The sequence below is a fragment of the Pseudomonas sp. XS1P51 genome, assembly GCF_054897845.1.
In genome coordinates this window covers 625,443-640,976 of the sequence record NZ_CM142707.1, presented here as the reverse complement: position 1 = coordinate 640,976, position 15,534 = coordinate 625,443, and the positions used below count along the sequence as shown (strand labels likewise).

Here is a 15,534-nt window from a genome sequence, read left to right as displayed (position 1 = left end):
CCGGGGCGGGCCTTTTTGCCCCACTGTTGGGGAAACCTGCCCCACTGCTGCCGATCACAACGGCGCATCCACGGCCAGCCCCTGCAAGCGTCGGTATTGGCGCAACACGCTGGGCACATAACGCTGGGTTTCGGCGAACGGTGGAATCACCCCGCCACGGCTGAGCACCGCTTGCGGCCCGGCGTTGTAGGCGGCCACGGCGAGGGCGATGTCGTTGTCGAACAGGGTCATCAAACGCTTGAGATATTTGGCCCCGCCCTGGATGTTGGCCTTGGGGTCGTAGACGTTGGTCACCCCCATCTCTCGGGCGGTGTCAGGCATCAATTGCATCAACCCTCCCGCCCCCTTGGGTGACCGTGCGCCGGAGTCGTAGGCGGACTCGGCCTGGATCACCGCATGCAACAGCGCCGCCGGCAATTCATTGGCCGTGGCGGCGGCCGACACCAGCTCGGCATAGGGCTGGCGGGCAATCATCTGCGGTTGCTGATCGATGCTGACCTGGGCTGATTCTGGCTCGTGAATCACCCGTTCATAGGTGCGGCCGGGACGGTGGACATTGGACAGGACGTAGCTGCCCTTGGTGTCCACGGAAACGAACACATCGGCCTCGGCGACGCCGGTCAGCAGTAGCCAGCCGAGCAGTCCTGTGGTGAGTGTTTTCATTTTTCGCCTCCCCTGACCGGCCCCGAAAAATGGGGCTAATGCCCCAATGGCCGGTAGTAAACCAGCCATACGCAAGCACTGTGCCGGATGCGCGAAGGCCCGTAATTCAGGGGTTGCAGAAGGATGTCCGGGGGTGAGCATGGCAATTGCATAAGCCTTCGTGGCGACCCTTCTGCCGACTGTGTGAGGTCATCATGAATCAGCGTCTGTGTTGTGCCCCGCGTACGCAAAGCGGGTTCACCCTGCTCGAACTGTTGGTGGTGCTGGTGGTGCTGGGGCTGTTGGCCGGCATCGTCGCGCCGAAGTATTTCGCCCAACTGGGCCGCTCCGAAGTGAAGGTGGCCAAGGCGCAAATAGAAGGCCTGGGCAAGGCACTGGATTTGTACCGTCTGGAGGTCGGTCACTACCCGTCGACCGAACAGGGGTTGCAGGCGCTGGTCACCGCGCCCAGCGATGAGACCCGCTGGACCGGCCCTTACTTGCAGAAAAAACTGCCGCAGGATCCGTGGGGCCGTAACTACACTTATCGCTACCCCGGCGAAAACGGCGAGTACGACCTGCTGTCCATGGGCAAGGACGGCCAGCCCGGCGGCGAAGGCGAAAACGCCGAAGTCACCAGTTGGCAATGACGGGAGAGTCGACCATGCGCTTTCATCTCAAGGCCGTCGGCAAGGCCGGCGTGGTCTCGATGTCCGTCGAGGCCCCCAGCCACAGCGAAGCCCGGCGCATCGTCGAGGACCAGGGCTTGCGGGTGGTCAGCCTGCACGCCGAGCGGCACTGGCGGGCGTTGCGTTTGCACAAGCGCGAGACGTTCAACCTGGTGTTGTTCAGCCAGGAACTGACCACGTTGCTCAATGCCGGCCTGCCGCTGATCGATGCGCTGGAAAGCCTGGCGGAAAAAGAGAACGCGCCCCAGGCGCGTAAAACCTTGAGCGAACTGGTGCGCCTGCTTTATGAAGGCAAGTCGTTCTCCCAGGCACTCGGGCAATTGTCCGCCGTGTTCCCGCCGCTCTACGTGGCGCTGGTGCAATCCAGTGAAAAAACCGGCGCGGTGGGTGATGCCCTGGGCCGGTATGTCAGCTACCGCCAGCGCATGGATGAGGTTCGACAGAAGATCGTCAGCGCGTCGATCTATCCGTTGCTGTTGCTGGTGGTCGGCGGTGGCGTGGTGCTGTTTCTGATGGGCTATGTGGTGCCGCGCTTCAGCCTGGTGTTTGAAGGGCTGGGCTCGAACCTGCCGTGGCTGTCGCAGGTTTTGATGAGCAGCGGGATGTTCCTGCATGCCCATCAGGGTGAATTCTTCGGTGCATTGGCAGCGATCGTCGTCGCCCTCGTCTTCCTTCAGCGCCAACCAGCTTTTCGCCGGGGCGTGGACCGGGTGATTGAAAAACTCCCGGCGGTCCATCAACGCATCTTCATGTATGAACTGGCGCGGTTCTACCGCTCGCTGGGGATTCTGCTGCAAGGCGGCATCCCTCTCGTCACCGCCATGGGCATGGTCCGCGGCCTGCTCACCGTCGCCTCCCGCGTGCGGCTGGACCAGGCCTGCGAACGGGTGCGCGAGGGGCAGTCGCTGTCGGCCGCGCTGGAACTCAATCATCTGGTGACCCCGGTGTCCCTGCGCTTGCTACGTGCTGGCGAGCAGTCCGGCAACCTCGGGCAAATGATGGAGCGCAGCGCTGATTTCTACGATGAGGAAATCAGCCGCTGGATCGAATGGTTCGTGCGCTTGTTCGAACCGTTGCTGATGACCTTCATCGGCCTGCTGATCGGGGTGATCGTGATCCTGATGTACATCCCGATTTTCGAACTGGCTTCGAGCATTCACTGACCCTTTGGAACAGGGTCGAGCCGTACGTTGCAATGTTCATCGACGTGACCACTGAATAAATCGGCAGGTTGGCGTGTTTACCGACTGAATGAAGCAGCACGTTGCATTGTTCATCAACGTTCCAACCTGAATAAGAAGACGGAGAACGACATGCACATCAACAAGCTTTTACTTGCCGTAGCCATTGGCGCAGTTCTGTCGGCGTCTACCGTATTGATTCCGGACAGCCTGTCCGGTGTGTCGAGCGCACAGGCCAAGGATGGTGGGAGTGGCGGTGGATCCGGCGGTGGCGGCGGCAGTGGTGGAAGCGGTGGTGGAAGCGGTGGCGGTGGCAATGGCGGTAGTCACGGTGGAAACGGCAGTGGTGGCAACAGCAGTAGCGGTCACAGCGGCAGCGACCATGGCTCGGGACATTCCGGGAACACAGCCTCCTCCGGACGCAGCGGCACTCACGCCGAACCGGGTGACGATCATGGGGTTCATCGCTCGGGTGAAATCGGTGATGACCACGGTGTCCATCGTTCCGGCGAAATCGGTGATGACCATGGCGTGCATGTCGGTGGCGAACCGGGCGATGACAAAAGGTCCTGACCACCGCTGATGCCCTCAACCCCCTGTAGGAGCAAGCTTGCTCGCGATAGCGGAGTGTCAGACGAGATCAATGTGAATGACACGTCGCCATCGCGAACAAGCTCGCTCCTACAAGGAATCGCGTGAACCGTCAGTCTGATCCAGCCTCTCGCGCAAAAACTCGATCAACGCCTGCACCGGTCGCGAACTCTGGCGATGCTGCGGATACACCGCCGATAACGTCAGCGGCTCAGGCCGAAAATCCTCCAGCACCGGCACCAGCCGCCCATCCTTCAGCGCCGAACCGACAATGAACGTCGGCAGATACGTAATCCCCATCCCGGCAATCGCCGCGTCCTTGAGCAATTCCCCGTTATTGACCCGCATCCGCCCGGTGACGTTGACGGTCAGCGGCTTGCCCGGACCTTCGAAACGCCACTGCACCTGACGACCATGGCCGTAAGGCAGACAGTCATGCGCGTGCAAGTCGTCGGGTTTGAGCGGCGTGCCGCGCTCGGCCAGGTAAGCCGGACTGGCGCAGTAGACGCGCTGGATGGAAGCAATACGGCGGGCGATCAGCGTGGAATCTTCCAGAATGCCGATGCGCAACGCCAGGTCGTAACCCTCGCCGAGTAAATCCACCGGTCGATCGCTCAAGTCCACTTCCACCGTAACGTCACGATACCGCTGCAAGAACAACGGCAGCAGGCAACCCAGATGCGCCAGTGCAAACGACAACGGTGCACTGACGCGAATGGTGCCCCGCGGCTCGGTGGTCTGGCCGGCGATGCCCTGCTCCACCTGCTCGACTTCGCCGAGCAGGCGCAAGGCCGACTCGTAATAGCTCTGCCCCAATGGCGTGACGTCCAGCCGCCGGGTCGAGCGGTTGAGCAAACGCACACCGAGACGCTCTTCCAGTTGCATCAAGCGACGGCTGACGAACTGCTTGGACAGGCCCAATTGATCGGCCGCCGCGGTGAAGCTGCCGGAGTCCATGACCTGGCAAAAAATACGCATATCTTCGAACGGGTTCATTGTCACAACCTGGTTGACAGTTAAACGTTTTATAGCGGCTTTTTCGCTTCAATACACCCTATTAATCTGTGTCCACGGTGTTGCTGAGGCCTGAAACCCGGACAGCAACCTGACCTCCTGTCTGCAATAAACGACCTCATCCATGCCGGAGTTTTCCATGTCCTTCCTCCTCGCTCATCTGCTGTCCTGGAGTGCCCTGCTGCTGGTGATCGACACCGTGCTCTGGCATCTGGCGCCGTTCAAGCATCGCGTCACACGGATCGGTGTGCGCCTGACGCTGTTCCTGATGTTCAGCGCGCTCGTCATCAACGCCGGTGTCAGCCCGCTACAGGCACCGCTGTTTGCCGAGGACCGCGTGGCGCAGTTGGGCGCCACGGCGCTGGGGATTCTCTGGTGGCTGTACACCGCGCGTGTGTTCACCGAAGTCGTCGGCTTGGTGCTGATGCGCCGCATCGGTCACAGCGGGCGATTGTTGCAGGATGTCATTGGCGCGCTGGTGTTTCTGATCGCCATCGTCGCGGCGGCCGGTTACGTGCTGGAACTGCCGGTGAAAGGGTTGCTGGCGACGTCCGGCGTCGTGGCAATCGTCGTGGGTCTGGCGTTGCAGAGCACCTTGAGCGATGTGTTTTCCGGGATCGTGCTCAACACCACCAAACCGTATCAGGTGGACGACTGGATCGTGATTGATGGTGTCGAAGGCAAAGTGCTCGACATCGACTGGCGCGCCACCCACCTGCTGACCAGCGCCGGCAGTACCGCGGTGGTGCCGAACTCGGTGGCGGCCAAGGCAAAGATCGTCAACCTGAGTCGGCCGAACAACATGCACGGCGTGTCAATCAGCATTCAGGTGCCCAACCACATTCGTCCGCGCCGGGTGCTGGATGCGCTGGATCGCACGCTTCAGGGCAGCAGCAGTTTGCTGCTGAGTCCGCCACCGAAAGCCGTGCTCAAGGAGGCCGGCGAAAGCATGTCCGAATACGTGGCCAGTGGGTTCATCGCCGAGCTGGGCAAAAAAAGCGACGTGCGCAATCAGCTGTTCGACCTGGCGCATCGGCACCTGGAAGCGGCGGGTATTTCCCGGCAGCTCGATGGGGTGATTGAACCGTCGACACGCGCACGGGCATTGCTGGATGAAGTGAAAGTCTTCCGCTCCCTGAGCGAAGATGAACGCGATCAAATGGCCCGGTCCATGGTTGCGCAGCAGTACGCGGCCGGTCAGGTGGTGCTGGAATCGGGTGAAGTGCCGGACAGCCTGATGGTCATCGCCACCGGAGTGGTCAGCGCGACCGTACCCGATGGCGCCGGGCAGACTGAAGCGGGTCGCATGGGGCCGAGCGAGGTCATGGGCGAGCAAAGCATCCTCGCCGATACACCGTCACAGGCGACGTTCACCACGTTGACCTCGTGCATCATCTACCGTATCGACAAATCCCTGACCCGCAGTTGCATGGAGCAACGTGTCGAAGTGGGTCAGGCGTTGAACAAGTTGCAGGCGGTGCGGCAACAGAACAGTCGGTTGGCGTTGATGGCCAAACCGGAGTCGATCAAGAAGGGAGGTTTTTTGGGGTGGCTACAAAAACGTCAGGCATAACGCGAACCCTGTAGGAGCAAGCTTGCTTGCGATGGTCGTTAACGATAACGCGTGTTACCTGGATAAACGCGGTGTCCTGGAGGCCATCGCGAGCAAGCTCGCTCCTACAGGTCGAAGCATTACTTCGCCGTCAGCACCGAATAGCTGTTCATCAGGTTGCGATAGTTCGGAATGCGCGGCGACAGCAGGTTCGCCAGGCCTTCCATGTCGTTGCGCCAGTCGCCCTGCAACTCGCAGGCCACGGAGAACCAGTTGACCAGCTGAGCACCGGCCGCCGCCATGCGCGCCCAGGCCGCTTGCTGAACGGTCTCGTTGAAAGTGCCCGAGGCGTCGGTCACCACAAACACTTCAAACCCTTCAGCCAGCGCCGACAGCGTCGGGAAGGTCACGCAAACGTCAGTCACCACACCGGCGATGATCAGTTGTTTGCGGCCGGTGGCTTTTACCGCCTTGACGAAATCTTCGTTGTCCCAGGCGTTGATCTGGCCTGGGCGCGGGATGTACGGCGCGTCCGGGAACTGCTCTTTGAGCTCAGGCACCATCGGGCCGTTAGGGCCGTTTTCGAAACTGGTGGTGAGAATGGTCGGCAGTTTGAAGAACTTGGCCACGTCGCCCAGGGCCAACACGTTGTTCTTGAATTCGTTCGGCGAGAAATCCTGAACCAGCGAGATCAGACCGGTCTGGTGGTCGACCAACAGCACAACGGCATCGTCTTTGTTCAGGCGTTTGTACGGAACGTTGCTCATGTGAAACTCCTCGATGGATGGGTATTACGCAAGGCGCCGACAGGCGGGGTCGGCGCTGTTGTTGTGATCTTCAGAACGCGAAACACGAGCAGCCAAAGGCCCCCCAGAAGCCGGCGAAATCGCTGACCGGCGCGTTCGACAAGCGAGCCTTTTCGTGGCGGTGGGCATGCACGCCACACGGTCCGCTGCAATGGTGTACCTGCGCCTGCATCGGCGAGGCCGGGCGCCAGTGCCCCGGCACCTTCACCACCGGCGACCAGTCCGGCAGCACCGGCACACTGGCCGGCCCGAGTTTTTCGAAGTCACCGGCGGCGTACACCACCTTGCCGCCCACCACGGTCAACACCGATTCGATCCACTTGATCGCTTCTTCCTCGACATTGAAAAAATCGGCGCTCAGGGCGGCCACATCGGCCAGTTGGCCGATCTTGATCATGCCTTTCTTGCCCTGCTCGGAAGAGAACCAGGCGCTGCCGTGGGTGAACAGCTCCAACGCGGTCTGCCGGGAAAGCCCCTCCGCGTGCAATTCCAGACCACCGACCGTGCGGCCGCTGACCATCCAGTACAACGAGGTCCAGGGATTGTAGCTGGACACACGCGTAGCATCGGTGCCGGCGCCGACCGGTACGCCTTCGGCCAACATGCGTTTGATCGGTGGTGTCGCTTCGGCCGCTTTGGCGCCATAACGCTCGACGAAGTACTCGCCCTGGAACGCCATGCGGTCCTGAATCGCAATACCACCGCCCAGCGCCCTCACCCGCTCGATGTTCTGCGGGGTAATGGTTTCGGCGTGGTCGAAGAACCAAGGCAAGCCGTTGAACGGAATATCGCGGTTAACCTTCTCGAACACATCGAGCATGCGGCTGATGGATTCGTTGTACGTGGCGTGCAAACGGAACGGCCAGCGCTGCTCGACCAAGTGGCGCACCACCGGTTCGAGTTCGTCTTCCATGGCTGGCGGCAGGTCCGGTCTCGGCTCGAGGAAATCCTCGAAATCCGCCGCCGAAAACACCAGCATTTCCCCGGCTCCGTTGTGCCGCAGGAAGTCGTCGCCCTGATGCAAGGTGACGCTGCTGGTCCAGTTCTTGAAGTCAGTCAGCTCTTCCTTGGGCTTTTGGGTGAACAGGTTATAGGCGATACGAATCGTCAGTTGCTGGTCCTTGGCCAACTGCTCGATCACCTCATAATCGTCCGGATAATTCTGGAAACCGCCACCAGCGTCGATGGCGCTGGTCAGGCCAAGACGGTTGAGCTCGCGCATGAATTGACGGGTCGAGTTGACCTGATACTCCAGCGGCAGCTTCGGCCCCTTGGCCAGCGTCGAGTACAGAATCATTGCGTTGGGCCGCGCGACAAGCATCCCGGTCGGGTCGCCGTTGGCATCACGCACAATCTCGCCACCCGGTGGGTTCGGCGTGTTGCGGGTGTAACCGGCAACACGCAGCGCCGCACGGTTGAGCAAGGCGCGGTCGTACAAGTGCAAGACAAACACCGGGGTATCCGGCGCGGCCTGATTGAGTTCTTCCAGGGTCGGCATGCGTTTTTCGGCGAACTGGAATTCGTTCCAGCCCCCTACCACTCGCACCCATTGCGGGGTCGGCGTGCGGTCGGCTTGCTCCTTGAGCATCCGCAGGGCATCCGCCAGCGACGGCACGCCTTCCCAGCGCAGTTCGAGGTTGTAGTTCAAACCGCCACGGATCAGGTGCAAGTGCGAGTCGTTGAGGCCGGGAATGACACAACGGCCCTTGAGGTCGATGACTTGCGTGCCCGAACCGCGCAGGGCCATGGCTTCGGCGTCGGTACCGACCGCTACGAAGCGGCCGTCACTGATAGCGACGGCGCTGGCGCGTGGGTTTTCACGGTCAACGGTATGAAATTGGCCATTGAATAAAATCAGATCGGCGTTCATCGCGGCTCCTTGGGCACAGTGGAATGGGATAGCCAGGGCGCGAACAAGCGCGTCGCCATCGGCATGAACAGGTACACCACCGAGACGACGATGGTGAGGGTGATCAGGAAAGTCGCGACCACATAATTGGAGAGCAAGGCATTGAGCCGCAGCAGCGGCCCCCAGATCAGCGGCACCAGCAAGGTGTGCGGCAGAATCACCAGTAACGTCACCGCAGCCTGCTTCCAGCGCGGCGGCGGCGAACTGGTTTCTGCCTGCGGCGCGAACCAGAACTCGTTGACCGGATTGACCTCGGTCTGGTCGCCGTCCGCCAGCATCGGCGTGGCTTCGTTGACCAGCTCAAGCCGCTGCGGCGAATCGAGCCAGCGTTGCATGGCGTCGGTGGAGCAAAAGCGCAGCACGCAGGTGTACATGTCGAGGCCGGCGTTTTTCCCGCGCATCACGTCCACGCCCAAGTGGCCCTCCTGCTGCCCTGCGATGCTGACAATGTTGCGCAACCAGGCTTCGTAGGGCACTTCAAAACCGGCCTTGATCCGGTGCTTGATGACCAGGGTCACGACTTCCTCGAAACGATTGGATTCAGGCATAACGCAAAGCTCCGGCAAATCGGACATTGAGCGCCAGCCGTCCCGGCCCGGCGATAAGAATGCTGGTGAACAGCATCAACAACAGCCAACCGAACTGCCCTTCTTCGATGCTCCATTGCGGATGCACAACCAGCAGCGCGACCAACAGCACACACAACACCGGCAAGCACGCCAGACGCACCAACACCCCGACGATGATCAGCAACGGACACAGCACCTCGGCGAAAATCGCCAGCACCAGCGTAACGTTCGTCCCGAGGTGAAAAGGGTCTTCGATGTTTTTCAGTTGCGCGCTGTAGTTAAGCAGCTTCGGCAAACCGTGCACCCACAGCAGAAACAAACCAGCGCTGACCCGCAAAAAAAACAGCCCGAAGTCCTGGGCTCGTTGGTCCCGTCGCGAAGCGTTCATGGGCTACCTGCACGAATGAAAAACCACCGGCGCCAATGCGCCGGAACGTCATTCGATAGTGCCGGTGTGGGGGAGGGAAAAATTGAATGTACGTGCTCTTTTTGATGGCCGTCGCGGGTCCATCACTCACCGAAGATCCCTTGTGGGAGCGAGCCTGCTCGCGAATGCGGTGGGTCATTGAAAGCGATATTGACTGGCACGGCGCATTCGCGAGCAGGCTCGCCCCCACAATTTAACGGGGTACATCTGGGGGGGATTATTGGCTGTCAAACCGCTATCGCGGGCAAGCCCCTACAGAGGGTCGGCGCGCGGTGTTCAGCCCGATACAGGCAAAGGCCCCGACATGAACTCACTGATCCGCGACCGCAACCAGCGCTCCGCCGGATCATTGTCATGCACCCCGCTCCAGGCCATCGACAGCTGCGCCGCTTCAATCGGAAACGGTGGGTCTTCGGCGCGCAATGCACAGCCCTCGACCAACGCACACGCTGCATAATCCGGGACAGTTGCAATCATCTCGGTTCCGGCGAGCAACGCCCGCAATCCACTGAACTGCGGAACGCCCAATACCACCCGGCGATTGCGCCCGATCCTGGCCAGGTCCAGATCGATATTGCCGCTCAAATCCCCGGAAAACGACACCATCGCATGCGGCCGTTCACAGTATTCATCCAGCGTCAGTGGTCCCGGCCGTTTGTCACCGCGCAGCACTTTGCAGGGGATGTCCCGCAACTTTTTGCGCTTGGCATTCGCCGGTAAATCCGTGGTGTAGCTCACCCCCACAGAAATTTCTCCCGAGGCCAGCAATGCTGGCATCAGCAAGTAGTTGGCGCGACGCACCACCACCACGATGCTCGGAGCGTCTTCTTGCAGTTGCCGCAACAACGGCGGAAACAAGCCGAACTCGGCATCGTCCGACAGGCCAATGCGGAACACGTCGCAACTGGTCGCCGGATCAAATTCCTTGGCCCGGCTGACCGCTCCGGAAATGGTGTCCATGGCCGGTTGCAGCTCTTTGAGAATCGCCAGTGCCCGCCCCGTTGGCTCCATGCCGCGGCCATTGCGCAACAGCAACGGATCGTCAAACAGATCCCGTAGCCGCCCCAGCGCCGCACTCACCGCCGGTTGGCCCATGAACAGTTTTTCAGCGACACGGGTCAGGTTCTTTTCGAACATCAACGCCTCGAAAATCACTAGCAGGTTCATGTCGACGCGGCGCAGATCGTTACGGTTCATAGGCACGGCTCCCTTGTGTATGTGTGCGGCGGACTTTACTCGATCAGCGGCACGTGGGCCGCACGTTTGTAAGGACCGTATTCGACCGGTACCCATTGGAAGTGCTTGCCCTCTGCGGCGATATGGCCGATGCCCGGGAACGGCAAGTGCGCAGCGGTGACCCAGGTCTTGCTGGCGGCTGCGTCGCTGAACACCTTGGCGCGACTCTTGATCGCCTGCTGACTGTTGACGTCAAAACCAATCGACACTTGCGGGTGTTCGAACTGCACCGCGAGGTTATGCACCAGATCGCCCATGAACAAAATGCTTTGTCCTTGAGAGGTGAAGCGGTACGTGGTGCTGCCCGGCGTATGGCCCGCCTCGAGAACCGCATCAACACCCGGCACCGGCGACTGACCGGCGTCGAACGTCTTGAAACGTCCCGCCACGACGTACGGTGCGGTGGAGTCCTGGGCAATCTTGAAATATGGCTTGGCTCCCTCGGGGGCTTTGGCGAGCGCCTGAGGATCGAGCCAGTAATCGGCTTCTGCCTTCGCCGCATAGACCGTGGCATTGGCAAATACTGGTTGCTGCTGGCCATCGACCAGCCCGCACACATGGTCCAGATGCAGGTGCGTCAACAGAATCGTATCGACCTGCGAAGGCTCATAACCGGCCGCTTTCATGTTGTCCGACAGCATGCCCGCCGTAGCGCCGATACACTGACCGGCACCGGTATCCACCAGGATCAGTTGCTTGCCGGTATTGACCAGAAAGGCATTGAACGCGGTTTGTACGCCCGGTGTTTCAATCGAGCGACGGGCCAGCAGCGCGCGGATCTGGCTCTGGGTCAGGCCCTTGAGCAGTTTGGGGGACAGGTCGTTGTAACCATCGAACAACGCCGTCACTTCGTAATCGCCGACTGCCAGGCGGAAGTAGCCCGGCGCTTGTGTGCCAACCTGCGCTGGTGCCTGTGTCAGGGAAACGCCGGACGCCATTGCCATCGCGAGGCTCAGCGCGCCAACCAGAGAATACTTCATGCAGTCACCCTTGATCGAATCAGAAAAAGCGGCCACGCAAAGGCCCGCCACATGACGTCAATCATGCACCGGCGCCCTACCGAAAAATTGCAGCGATGTGCTGAGTCAGTGCCGGCGCCCGCCAATACCAAACAAGAAATTAACAACGTTTAACTCGCTAGCCAGAGCCTCGCGCCCAAGAATGAATCCCACCGACACGGACATTCGCCATGGCTCACGTTCAGCAAAACGCCGCTCACGCGTCAGCACCTGAAACGCAAAAAAAATGTACCGGCGGCCTGAGCCCGTGGCGTGAAAGCCTGGCCAGGCAACTGATCCTCGAACGCCTCGGTGAAACCATTGAAGTGAGCGAATTGGCCCGCGCCTGCGCTCTCTCTCGCAGTCACTTCTCCCGAGCGTTCAAGTGCAGCACCGGCCTCTCGCCCCAGGACTGGATTCGTCACCAACGCATTGCCCGCGCCAAGCAGCTGATCCAGAGCACCGACCTGAGCCTTACGCAAATAAGCCAGGAATGCGGCTTCTGCGATCAGGCGCATTTCTGCCATATCTTTACCCGCAGCGAAGGCATCAATCCGTTTGCGTGGCGTTGTCAGGTTTTTAACAGCAAAAGATCGCAGCCTTCGCCAGCGCCTACACGGTTATGCGTACACCCGTAGGAGCTGGCGAAGCCTGCGATCTTTTGATCTTGCTTTACTCCAGCGGAACCAACCGTTCCAACGCCTCGGCCACCCCAAACCCGTATGCCGGATCAGCCTTGGTGCAATTGTCGATATGGCGCTGACGGATCGCCTGCGGCACGCCATTCATCGCCCGCGCCGTGTTGTCGAACAGCAGTTGTTTGCGCACCGGATCGAGCAAGCGGAACAGGTTGCCCGGCTGCTCGTAGTGATCCTCTTCCAGTCGATGATCATAGTGCTGGGCAAAGCCTTCGAGCGGCAGCGGCGGCTCGGCCAGTTCCGGCGAGTCCTGCCATTCGCCCACGCTGTTGGGGAAATAGCTGGCCGTGCCACCCAGGTTGCCGTCGGTGCGCATGGCGCCGTCGCGGTGATAGCTGTGAGCCGGGCAGCGTGGTGCGTTGACCGGGATGTGGTTGAAGTTCACCCCCAGGCGATAGCGCTGGGCATCGCCATAGGAAAACAGCCGCGCCTGGAGCATGCGGTCCGGTGAAAAACTCACACCCGGCACCACGTTCGCTGGCGAAAACGCCGCTTGTTCGATTTCGGCGAAGTGGTTTTCGGCGTTGCGATTGAGCTCCATGATGCCCACTTCAATCAACGGAAACTCACCGTGTAGCCACACCTTGGTCAAGTCGAACGGGTTGTGCCGATAGTGGAGCGCCTGCTCTTCTTCCATCACCTGGATGCACAGCTTCCAGCGCGGGAAGTTGCCCTGCTCGATGACCTCGTACAGATCCCGCAGATTGCTTTCGCGGTCCTTGCCGACCACCTCGGCGGCCTCGGCATCCGACAGGTTCTGGATGCCTTGCTGGCAGACAAAATGAAACTTCACCCACACCCGCTGGTTGTCGCGGTTGATCAGACTGAAGGTGTGACTGCCAAAACCGTGCATGTGGCGGAAGCTGGTGGGGATCCCGCGATCGCTCATGACGATGGTCACCTGGTGCAGCGCCTCGGGCAGCAGGGACCAGAAATCCCAGTTGCTGGTGGCGTTGCGCAAGCCGGTGCGCGGGTCGCGCTTGACCACGTGGTTGAGGTCGGAAAAACGCAACGGGTCGCGAAAGAAAAACACCGGCGTGTTGTTGCCGACAATGTCCCAGTTGCCTTCGTCGGTGTAGAACTTCACCGCGAAGCCACGGATATCGCGCTCGGCATCCGCCGCGCCGCGTTCGCCGGCCACCGAGGAAAAGCGCACGAACAGCGGTGTTTGCTTGCCCACTGAGCTGAAAATGTCGGCTTTTGTGTAACGAGTAATGTCATTGGTGACGGTGAAAGTGCCGTAGGCGCCCGCCCCCTTGGCGTGCATGCGGCGCTCGGGGATCAGTTCGCGGTCAAAGTGGGCGAGTTTTTCCAGCAACCAGATGTCTTGCAAAAGCGCCGGACCACGAGGACCGGCGGTCTGAATATTCAAGTTATCGACCACCGGGGCGCCAGTGGCGTTGGTCAGCTTCTTCATGGTCATGTTCTCGATTGATTGCCGCTCATCAGGAGCAAAAAACCGGCGCGAATCTACGCCCGCGCCGGGGTACATCAACCCTTGAGGAACGCCAGCAGATCAGCGTTGAGTCGATCCTTATGGGTATCAGTCAAGCCATGAGGCGCGCCGGGGTAGACAATCAGCGTAGAACCTTTCACGAGTTTTGCCGAAGCGATGCCGGCGGCGTCGATCGGCACGACCTGGTCGGCGTCGCCATGCACCACCAGCGTCGGCACGTCGAATTTCTTCAGGTCTTCGGTGAAGTCGGTTTCGGAGAACGCCTTGATACAGTCATAGGCATTCTTGTGGCCGGACGTCATGCCTTGCATCCAGAACCAGTCGATCATGCCCTGGGACGGTTTGGCGCCAGGTTTGTTGAAGCCGAAGAACGGGCCACTGGCAAGGTCGATATAGAGCTGCGAACGGTCGGCCAGGGACGCCTGACGAATGCCATCGAACACCTCGACCGGCAGACCGCCGGGGTTGGCTTCGGTCTTGAGCATCAGCGGTGGCACCGAGGAGATCAGCCCGGCTTTTGCGACCCGGCCAGTGCCATGGCGACCGATGTAGCGCGCCACTTCACCACCGCCGGTAGAGAAACCGAACAGCACCGCGTTTTGCAGATCCAGCCGCTCAATCAACTGCGCCAGGTCGTCGGCGTAGGTGTCCATGTCATTGCCAAACCATGGCTGGCTGGAGCGGCCATGACCACGACGGTCGTGGGCGATGACGCGATAGCCCTTGGAAGCCAAGAAGATCATCTGCGATTCCCAGCTGTCGGCATTCAGCGGCCAACCATGACTGAAGACAATGGGCTGGCCGGTGCCCCAGTCCTTGTAGTAAATCTCGGTGCCGTCTCGGGTCGTGAACGTACTCATGCGATGTCTCCTTAGCGAGGGTCAGGGGTGAATCAAACCGGTGAGTGGCTCATGCGTTCGGCCAGCCGCGCGACTCGCTCGCCCAGGTGCGCGGCGGTATGGCGGTCTTCGGCAGGCGGGGCAAAATCGGGAGACTGTTCGACATTCGACTGGGCCATGGCGCCCAGCGAGCTGCCCAGGCGATTCAGTTGCCCATCGAACAGGCCCGTACCGGACCGTGCCGGCAGCAGATCGAGACCGACCCAAATCATCGAATGCTGCGCGGCGAACACCGCCATCTGCAGCAAGGTGTTGAGCTTGTCGCCGCACAGGCAGCCGGAATTGGTAAACCCGGCAGCCAGCTTGTCGCGCCAGGGCTGAGCCAGGTAGAACGTGGCCGTGGCCTCCATGAACCCCTTGAAGGGCGCGGAGGCGCTGCCCATGTAGGTAGGGGCGCCGAAGATGATTGCATCAGCGTTGTGCAAACGGTCCCAGTATTGATCCACGTCCTCGACCGCAATCAGTTGGCAAATGCTGCCCAAGTGACGTTGCACGCCTTGGGCCACGGCTTCGGCCATGACCCGGGTGTGCCCGTAGCCACTGTGATAGACCACCACCACGTTGCTCATCGCGTCGTCCTTTCTGGCAGCGAGCCGGCTCCCACACTACGGCTGACCGGTGGAAGTTGAAGAAGCAGAGTTTTGGGCGTAGACCAGACGCAGGACGAGTTAAACGTTGTTAATTTTCCATGGCGCGCCAAAAAACCTGACGCTCCTGTTACGCCCCCTGCGCCCAATAAAAACGGACTTGCCAATGACACTCGGCAACCGGCAGTCGTGACGAACACCCGAGAGTCACCGGACCATCGCATTGCACTGACGAAAAAACCTGACGAATATGCTCGGAAAGCGCGTATTAGACGGATGC

The 15,534-nt window shown here is 60.6% G+C and carries 16 protein-coding genes; 5 read left to right on the top strand and 11 right to left on the bottom strand.

Going from position 1 to position 15,534, the window contains the following annotated elements; translation table 11 throughout:
* Window positions 1-54: 54 nt before the first annotated feature.
* Window positions 55-663, bottom strand: a complete 609-nt coding sequence (locus ACYZUD_RS03075; protein WP_462022547.1) for a lytic transglycosylase domain-containing protein — start codon at window positions 661-663, stop codon at window positions 55-57.
* A 194-nt stretch (window positions 664-857) separates the two neighbouring features.
* Between ACYZUD_RS03075 and gspG the strand changes: the two genes are divergently transcribed.
* The 3 genes from gspG to ACYZUD_RS03060 all read left to right on the top strand — a co-directional run bounded on the left by gspG (window position 858) and on the right by ACYZUD_RS03060 (window position 3,085).
* Window positions 858-1,292 carry a type II secretion system major pseudopilin GspG gene (gene gspG / locus ACYZUD_RS03070; RefSeq protein WP_462022546.1) on the top strand — a complete coding sequence of 145 codons (435 nt, stop codon included), beginning with the start codon at window positions 858-860 and terminating at the stop codon, window positions 1,290-1,292.
* A 14-nt stretch (window positions 1,293-1,306) separates the two neighbouring features.
* Window positions 1,307-2,494: a type II secretion system F family protein gene (locus ACYZUD_RS03065; RefSeq protein ID WP_462022545.1), complete on the top strand. Its 1,188-nt coding sequence runs from the start codon at window positions 1,307-1,309 to the stop codon at window positions 2,492-2,494.
* A 150-nt stretch (window positions 2,495-2,644) separates the two neighbouring features.
* The gene (locus tag ACYZUD_RS03060) at window positions 2,645-3,085 is read left to right on the top strand and encodes a hypothetical protein (RefSeq protein ID WP_462022544.1); all 441 of its coding nucleotides are present in this window, start codon (window positions 2,645-2,647) and stop codon (window positions 3,083-3,085) included.
* Between the two features lie 108 nt (window positions 3,086-3,193).
* On the opposite strand, the gene ACYZUD_RS03055 is transcribed toward ACYZUD_RS03060, so the two are convergent.
* Window positions 3,194-4,099, bottom strand: coding sequence for a LysR family transcriptional regulator (locus tag ACYZUD_RS03055; protein WP_462022543.1), 906 nt, complete (start codon window positions 4,097-4,099; stop codon window positions 3,194-3,196).
* A 157-nt stretch (window positions 4,100-4,256) separates the two neighbouring features.
* Here ACYZUD_RS03055 and ACYZUD_RS03050 point away from each other — a divergent pair, with 157 nt between their 5' ends.
* Window positions 4,257-5,690: a mechanosensitive ion channel family protein gene (locus tag ACYZUD_RS03050; protein WP_462022542.1), complete on the top strand. Its 1,434-nt coding sequence runs from the start codon at window positions 4,257-4,259 to the stop codon at window positions 5,688-5,690.
* 119 nt (window positions 5,691-5,809) lie between these two features.
* On the opposite strand, the gene ycaC is transcribed toward ACYZUD_RS03050, so the two are convergent.
* The 6 genes from ycaC to ACYZUD_RS03020 form a co-directional block, all read right to left on the bottom strand.
* Complete coding sequence (ycaC, locus tag ACYZUD_RS03045; protein WP_150644494.1) at window positions 5,810-6,436, bottom strand: isochorismate family cysteine hydrolase YcaC; 627 nt, start codon at window positions 6,434-6,436, stop codon at window positions 5,810-5,812.
* 70 nt (window positions 6,437-6,506) lie between these two features.
* Window positions 6,507-8,345: an amidohydrolase gene (locus ACYZUD_RS03040; RefSeq protein WP_462022541.1), complete on the bottom strand. Its 1,839-nt coding sequence runs from the start codon at window positions 8,343-8,345 to the stop codon at window positions 6,507-6,509.
* Window positions 8,342-8,932: an antibiotic biosynthesis monooxygenase gene (locus ACYZUD_RS03035; protein WP_462022540.1), complete on the bottom strand. Its 591-nt coding sequence runs from the start codon at window positions 8,930-8,932 to the stop codon at window positions 8,342-8,344. The genes ACYZUD_RS03040 and ACYZUD_RS03035 overlap by 4 nt, the downstream gene beginning before the upstream one ends.
* Window positions 8,925-9,341 (bottom strand): DoxX family protein, encoded by a 417-nt coding sequence (locus ACYZUD_RS03030; protein ID WP_462022539.1) that lies wholly within the window; start codon window positions 9,339-9,341, stop codon window positions 8,925-8,927. The genes ACYZUD_RS03035 and ACYZUD_RS03030 overlap by 8 nt, the downstream gene beginning before the upstream one ends.
* Before the next feature lie 315 nt (window positions 9,342-9,656).
* Window positions 9,657-10,577 carry a LysR family transcriptional regulator gene (locus tag ACYZUD_RS03025; protein WP_462022538.1) on the bottom strand — a complete coding sequence of 307 codons (921 nt, stop codon included), beginning with the start codon at window positions 10,575-10,577 and terminating at the stop codon, window positions 9,657-9,659.
* 35 nt (window positions 10,578-10,612) lie between these two features.
* On the bottom strand, window positions 10,613-11,596 hold the full coding sequence (locus ACYZUD_RS03020) for an MBL fold metallo-hydrolase (protein ID WP_462022537.1): 984 nt from the start codon (window positions 11,594-11,596) through the stop codon (window positions 10,613-10,615).
* Between the two features lie 209 nt (window positions 11,597-11,805).
* Between ACYZUD_RS03020 and ACYZUD_RS03015 the strand changes: the two genes are divergently transcribed.
* Window positions 11,806-12,252 carry a helix-turn-helix domain-containing protein gene (locus ACYZUD_RS03015; RefSeq protein WP_462022536.1) on the top strand — a complete coding sequence of 149 codons (447 nt, stop codon included), beginning with the start codon at window positions 11,806-11,808 and terminating at the stop codon, window positions 12,250-12,252.
* Between the two features lie 34 nt (window positions 12,253-12,286).
* On the opposite strand, the gene ACYZUD_RS03010 is transcribed toward ACYZUD_RS03015, so the two are convergent.
* The 3 genes from ACYZUD_RS03010 to ACYZUD_RS03000 all read right to left on the bottom strand — a co-directional run bounded on the left by ACYZUD_RS03010 (window position 12,287) and on the right by ACYZUD_RS03000 (window position 15,236).
* Window positions 12,287-13,729, bottom strand: coding sequence for a catalase (locus ACYZUD_RS03010; protein ID WP_462022535.1), 1,443 nt, complete (start codon window positions 13,727-13,729; stop codon window positions 12,287-12,289).
* A gap of 74 nt (window positions 13,730-13,803) precedes the next feature.
* Window positions 13,804-14,628 carry an alpha/beta fold hydrolase gene (locus ACYZUD_RS03005; RefSeq protein ID WP_462022534.1) on the bottom strand — a complete coding sequence of 275 codons (825 nt, stop codon included), beginning with the start codon at window positions 14,626-14,628 and terminating at the stop codon, window positions 13,804-13,806.
* A 32-nt stretch (window positions 14,629-14,660) separates the two neighbouring features.
* Window positions 14,661-15,236 (bottom strand): flavodoxin family protein, encoded by a 576-nt coding sequence (locus ACYZUD_RS03000; RefSeq protein WP_462022533.1) that lies wholly within the window; start codon window positions 15,234-15,236, stop codon window positions 14,661-14,663.
* Between the last annotated feature and the right edge of the window lie 298 nt (window positions 15,237-15,534).

Coding starts and splice junctions, on each gene's coding strand:
- ACYZUD_RS03075 (WP_462022547.1), bottom strand. CDS start 663: ATGAAAACACTCACCACAGGACTGCTCGGCTGGCTACTGCTGACCGGC.
- gspG (WP_462022546.1), top strand. CDS start 858: ATGAATCAGCGTCTGTGTTGTGCCCCGCGTACGCAAAGCGGGTTCACC.
- ACYZUD_RS03065 (WP_462022545.1), top strand. CDS start 1,307: ATGCGCTTTCATCTCAAGGCCGTCGGCAAGGCCGGCGTGGTCTCGATG.
- ACYZUD_RS03060 (WP_462022544.1), top strand. CDS start 2,645: ATGCACATCAACAAGCTTTTACTTGCCGTAGCCATTGGCGCAGTTCTG.
- ACYZUD_RS03055 (WP_462022543.1), bottom strand. CDS start 4,099: ATGAACCCGTTCGAAGATATGCGTATTTTTTGCCAGGTCATGGACTCC.
- ACYZUD_RS03050 (WP_462022542.1), top strand. CDS start 4,257: ATGTCCTTCCTCCTCGCTCATCTGCTGTCCTGGAGTGCCCTGCTGCTG.
- ycaC (WP_150644494.1), bottom strand. CDS start 6,436: ATGAGCAACGTTCCGTACAAACGCCTGAACAAAGACGATGCCGTTGTG.
- ACYZUD_RS03040 (WP_462022541.1), bottom strand. CDS start 8,345: ATGAACGCCGATCTGATTTTATTCAATGGCCAATTTCATACCGTTGAC.
- ACYZUD_RS03035 (WP_462022540.1), bottom strand. CDS start 8,932: ATGCCTGAATCCAATCGTTTCGAGGAAGTCGTGACCCTGGTCATCAAG.
- ACYZUD_RS03030 (WP_462022539.1), bottom strand. CDS start 9,341: ATGAACGCTTCGCGACGGGACCAACGAGCCCAGGACTTCGGGCTGTTT.
- ACYZUD_RS03025 (WP_462022538.1), bottom strand. CDS start 10,577: ATGAACCGTAACGATCTGCGCCGCGTCGACATGAACCTGCTAGTGATT.
- ACYZUD_RS03020 (WP_462022537.1), bottom strand. CDS start 11,596: ATGAAGTATTCTCTGGTTGGCGCGCTGAGCCTCGCGATGGCAATGGCG.
- ACYZUD_RS03015 (WP_462022536.1), top strand. CDS start 11,806: ATGGCTCACGTTCAGCAAAACGCCGCTCACGCGTCAGCACCTGAAACG.
- ACYZUD_RS03010 (WP_462022535.1), bottom strand. CDS start 13,729: ATGAAGAAGCTGACCAACGCCACTGGCGCCCCGGTGGTCGATAACTTG.
- ACYZUD_RS03005 (WP_462022534.1), bottom strand. CDS start 14,628: ATGAGTACGTTCACGACCCGAGACGGCACCGAGATTTACTACAAGGAC.
- ACYZUD_RS03000 (WP_462022533.1), bottom strand. CDS start 15,236: ATGAGCAACGTGGTGGTGGTCTATCACAGTGGCTACGGGCACACCCGG.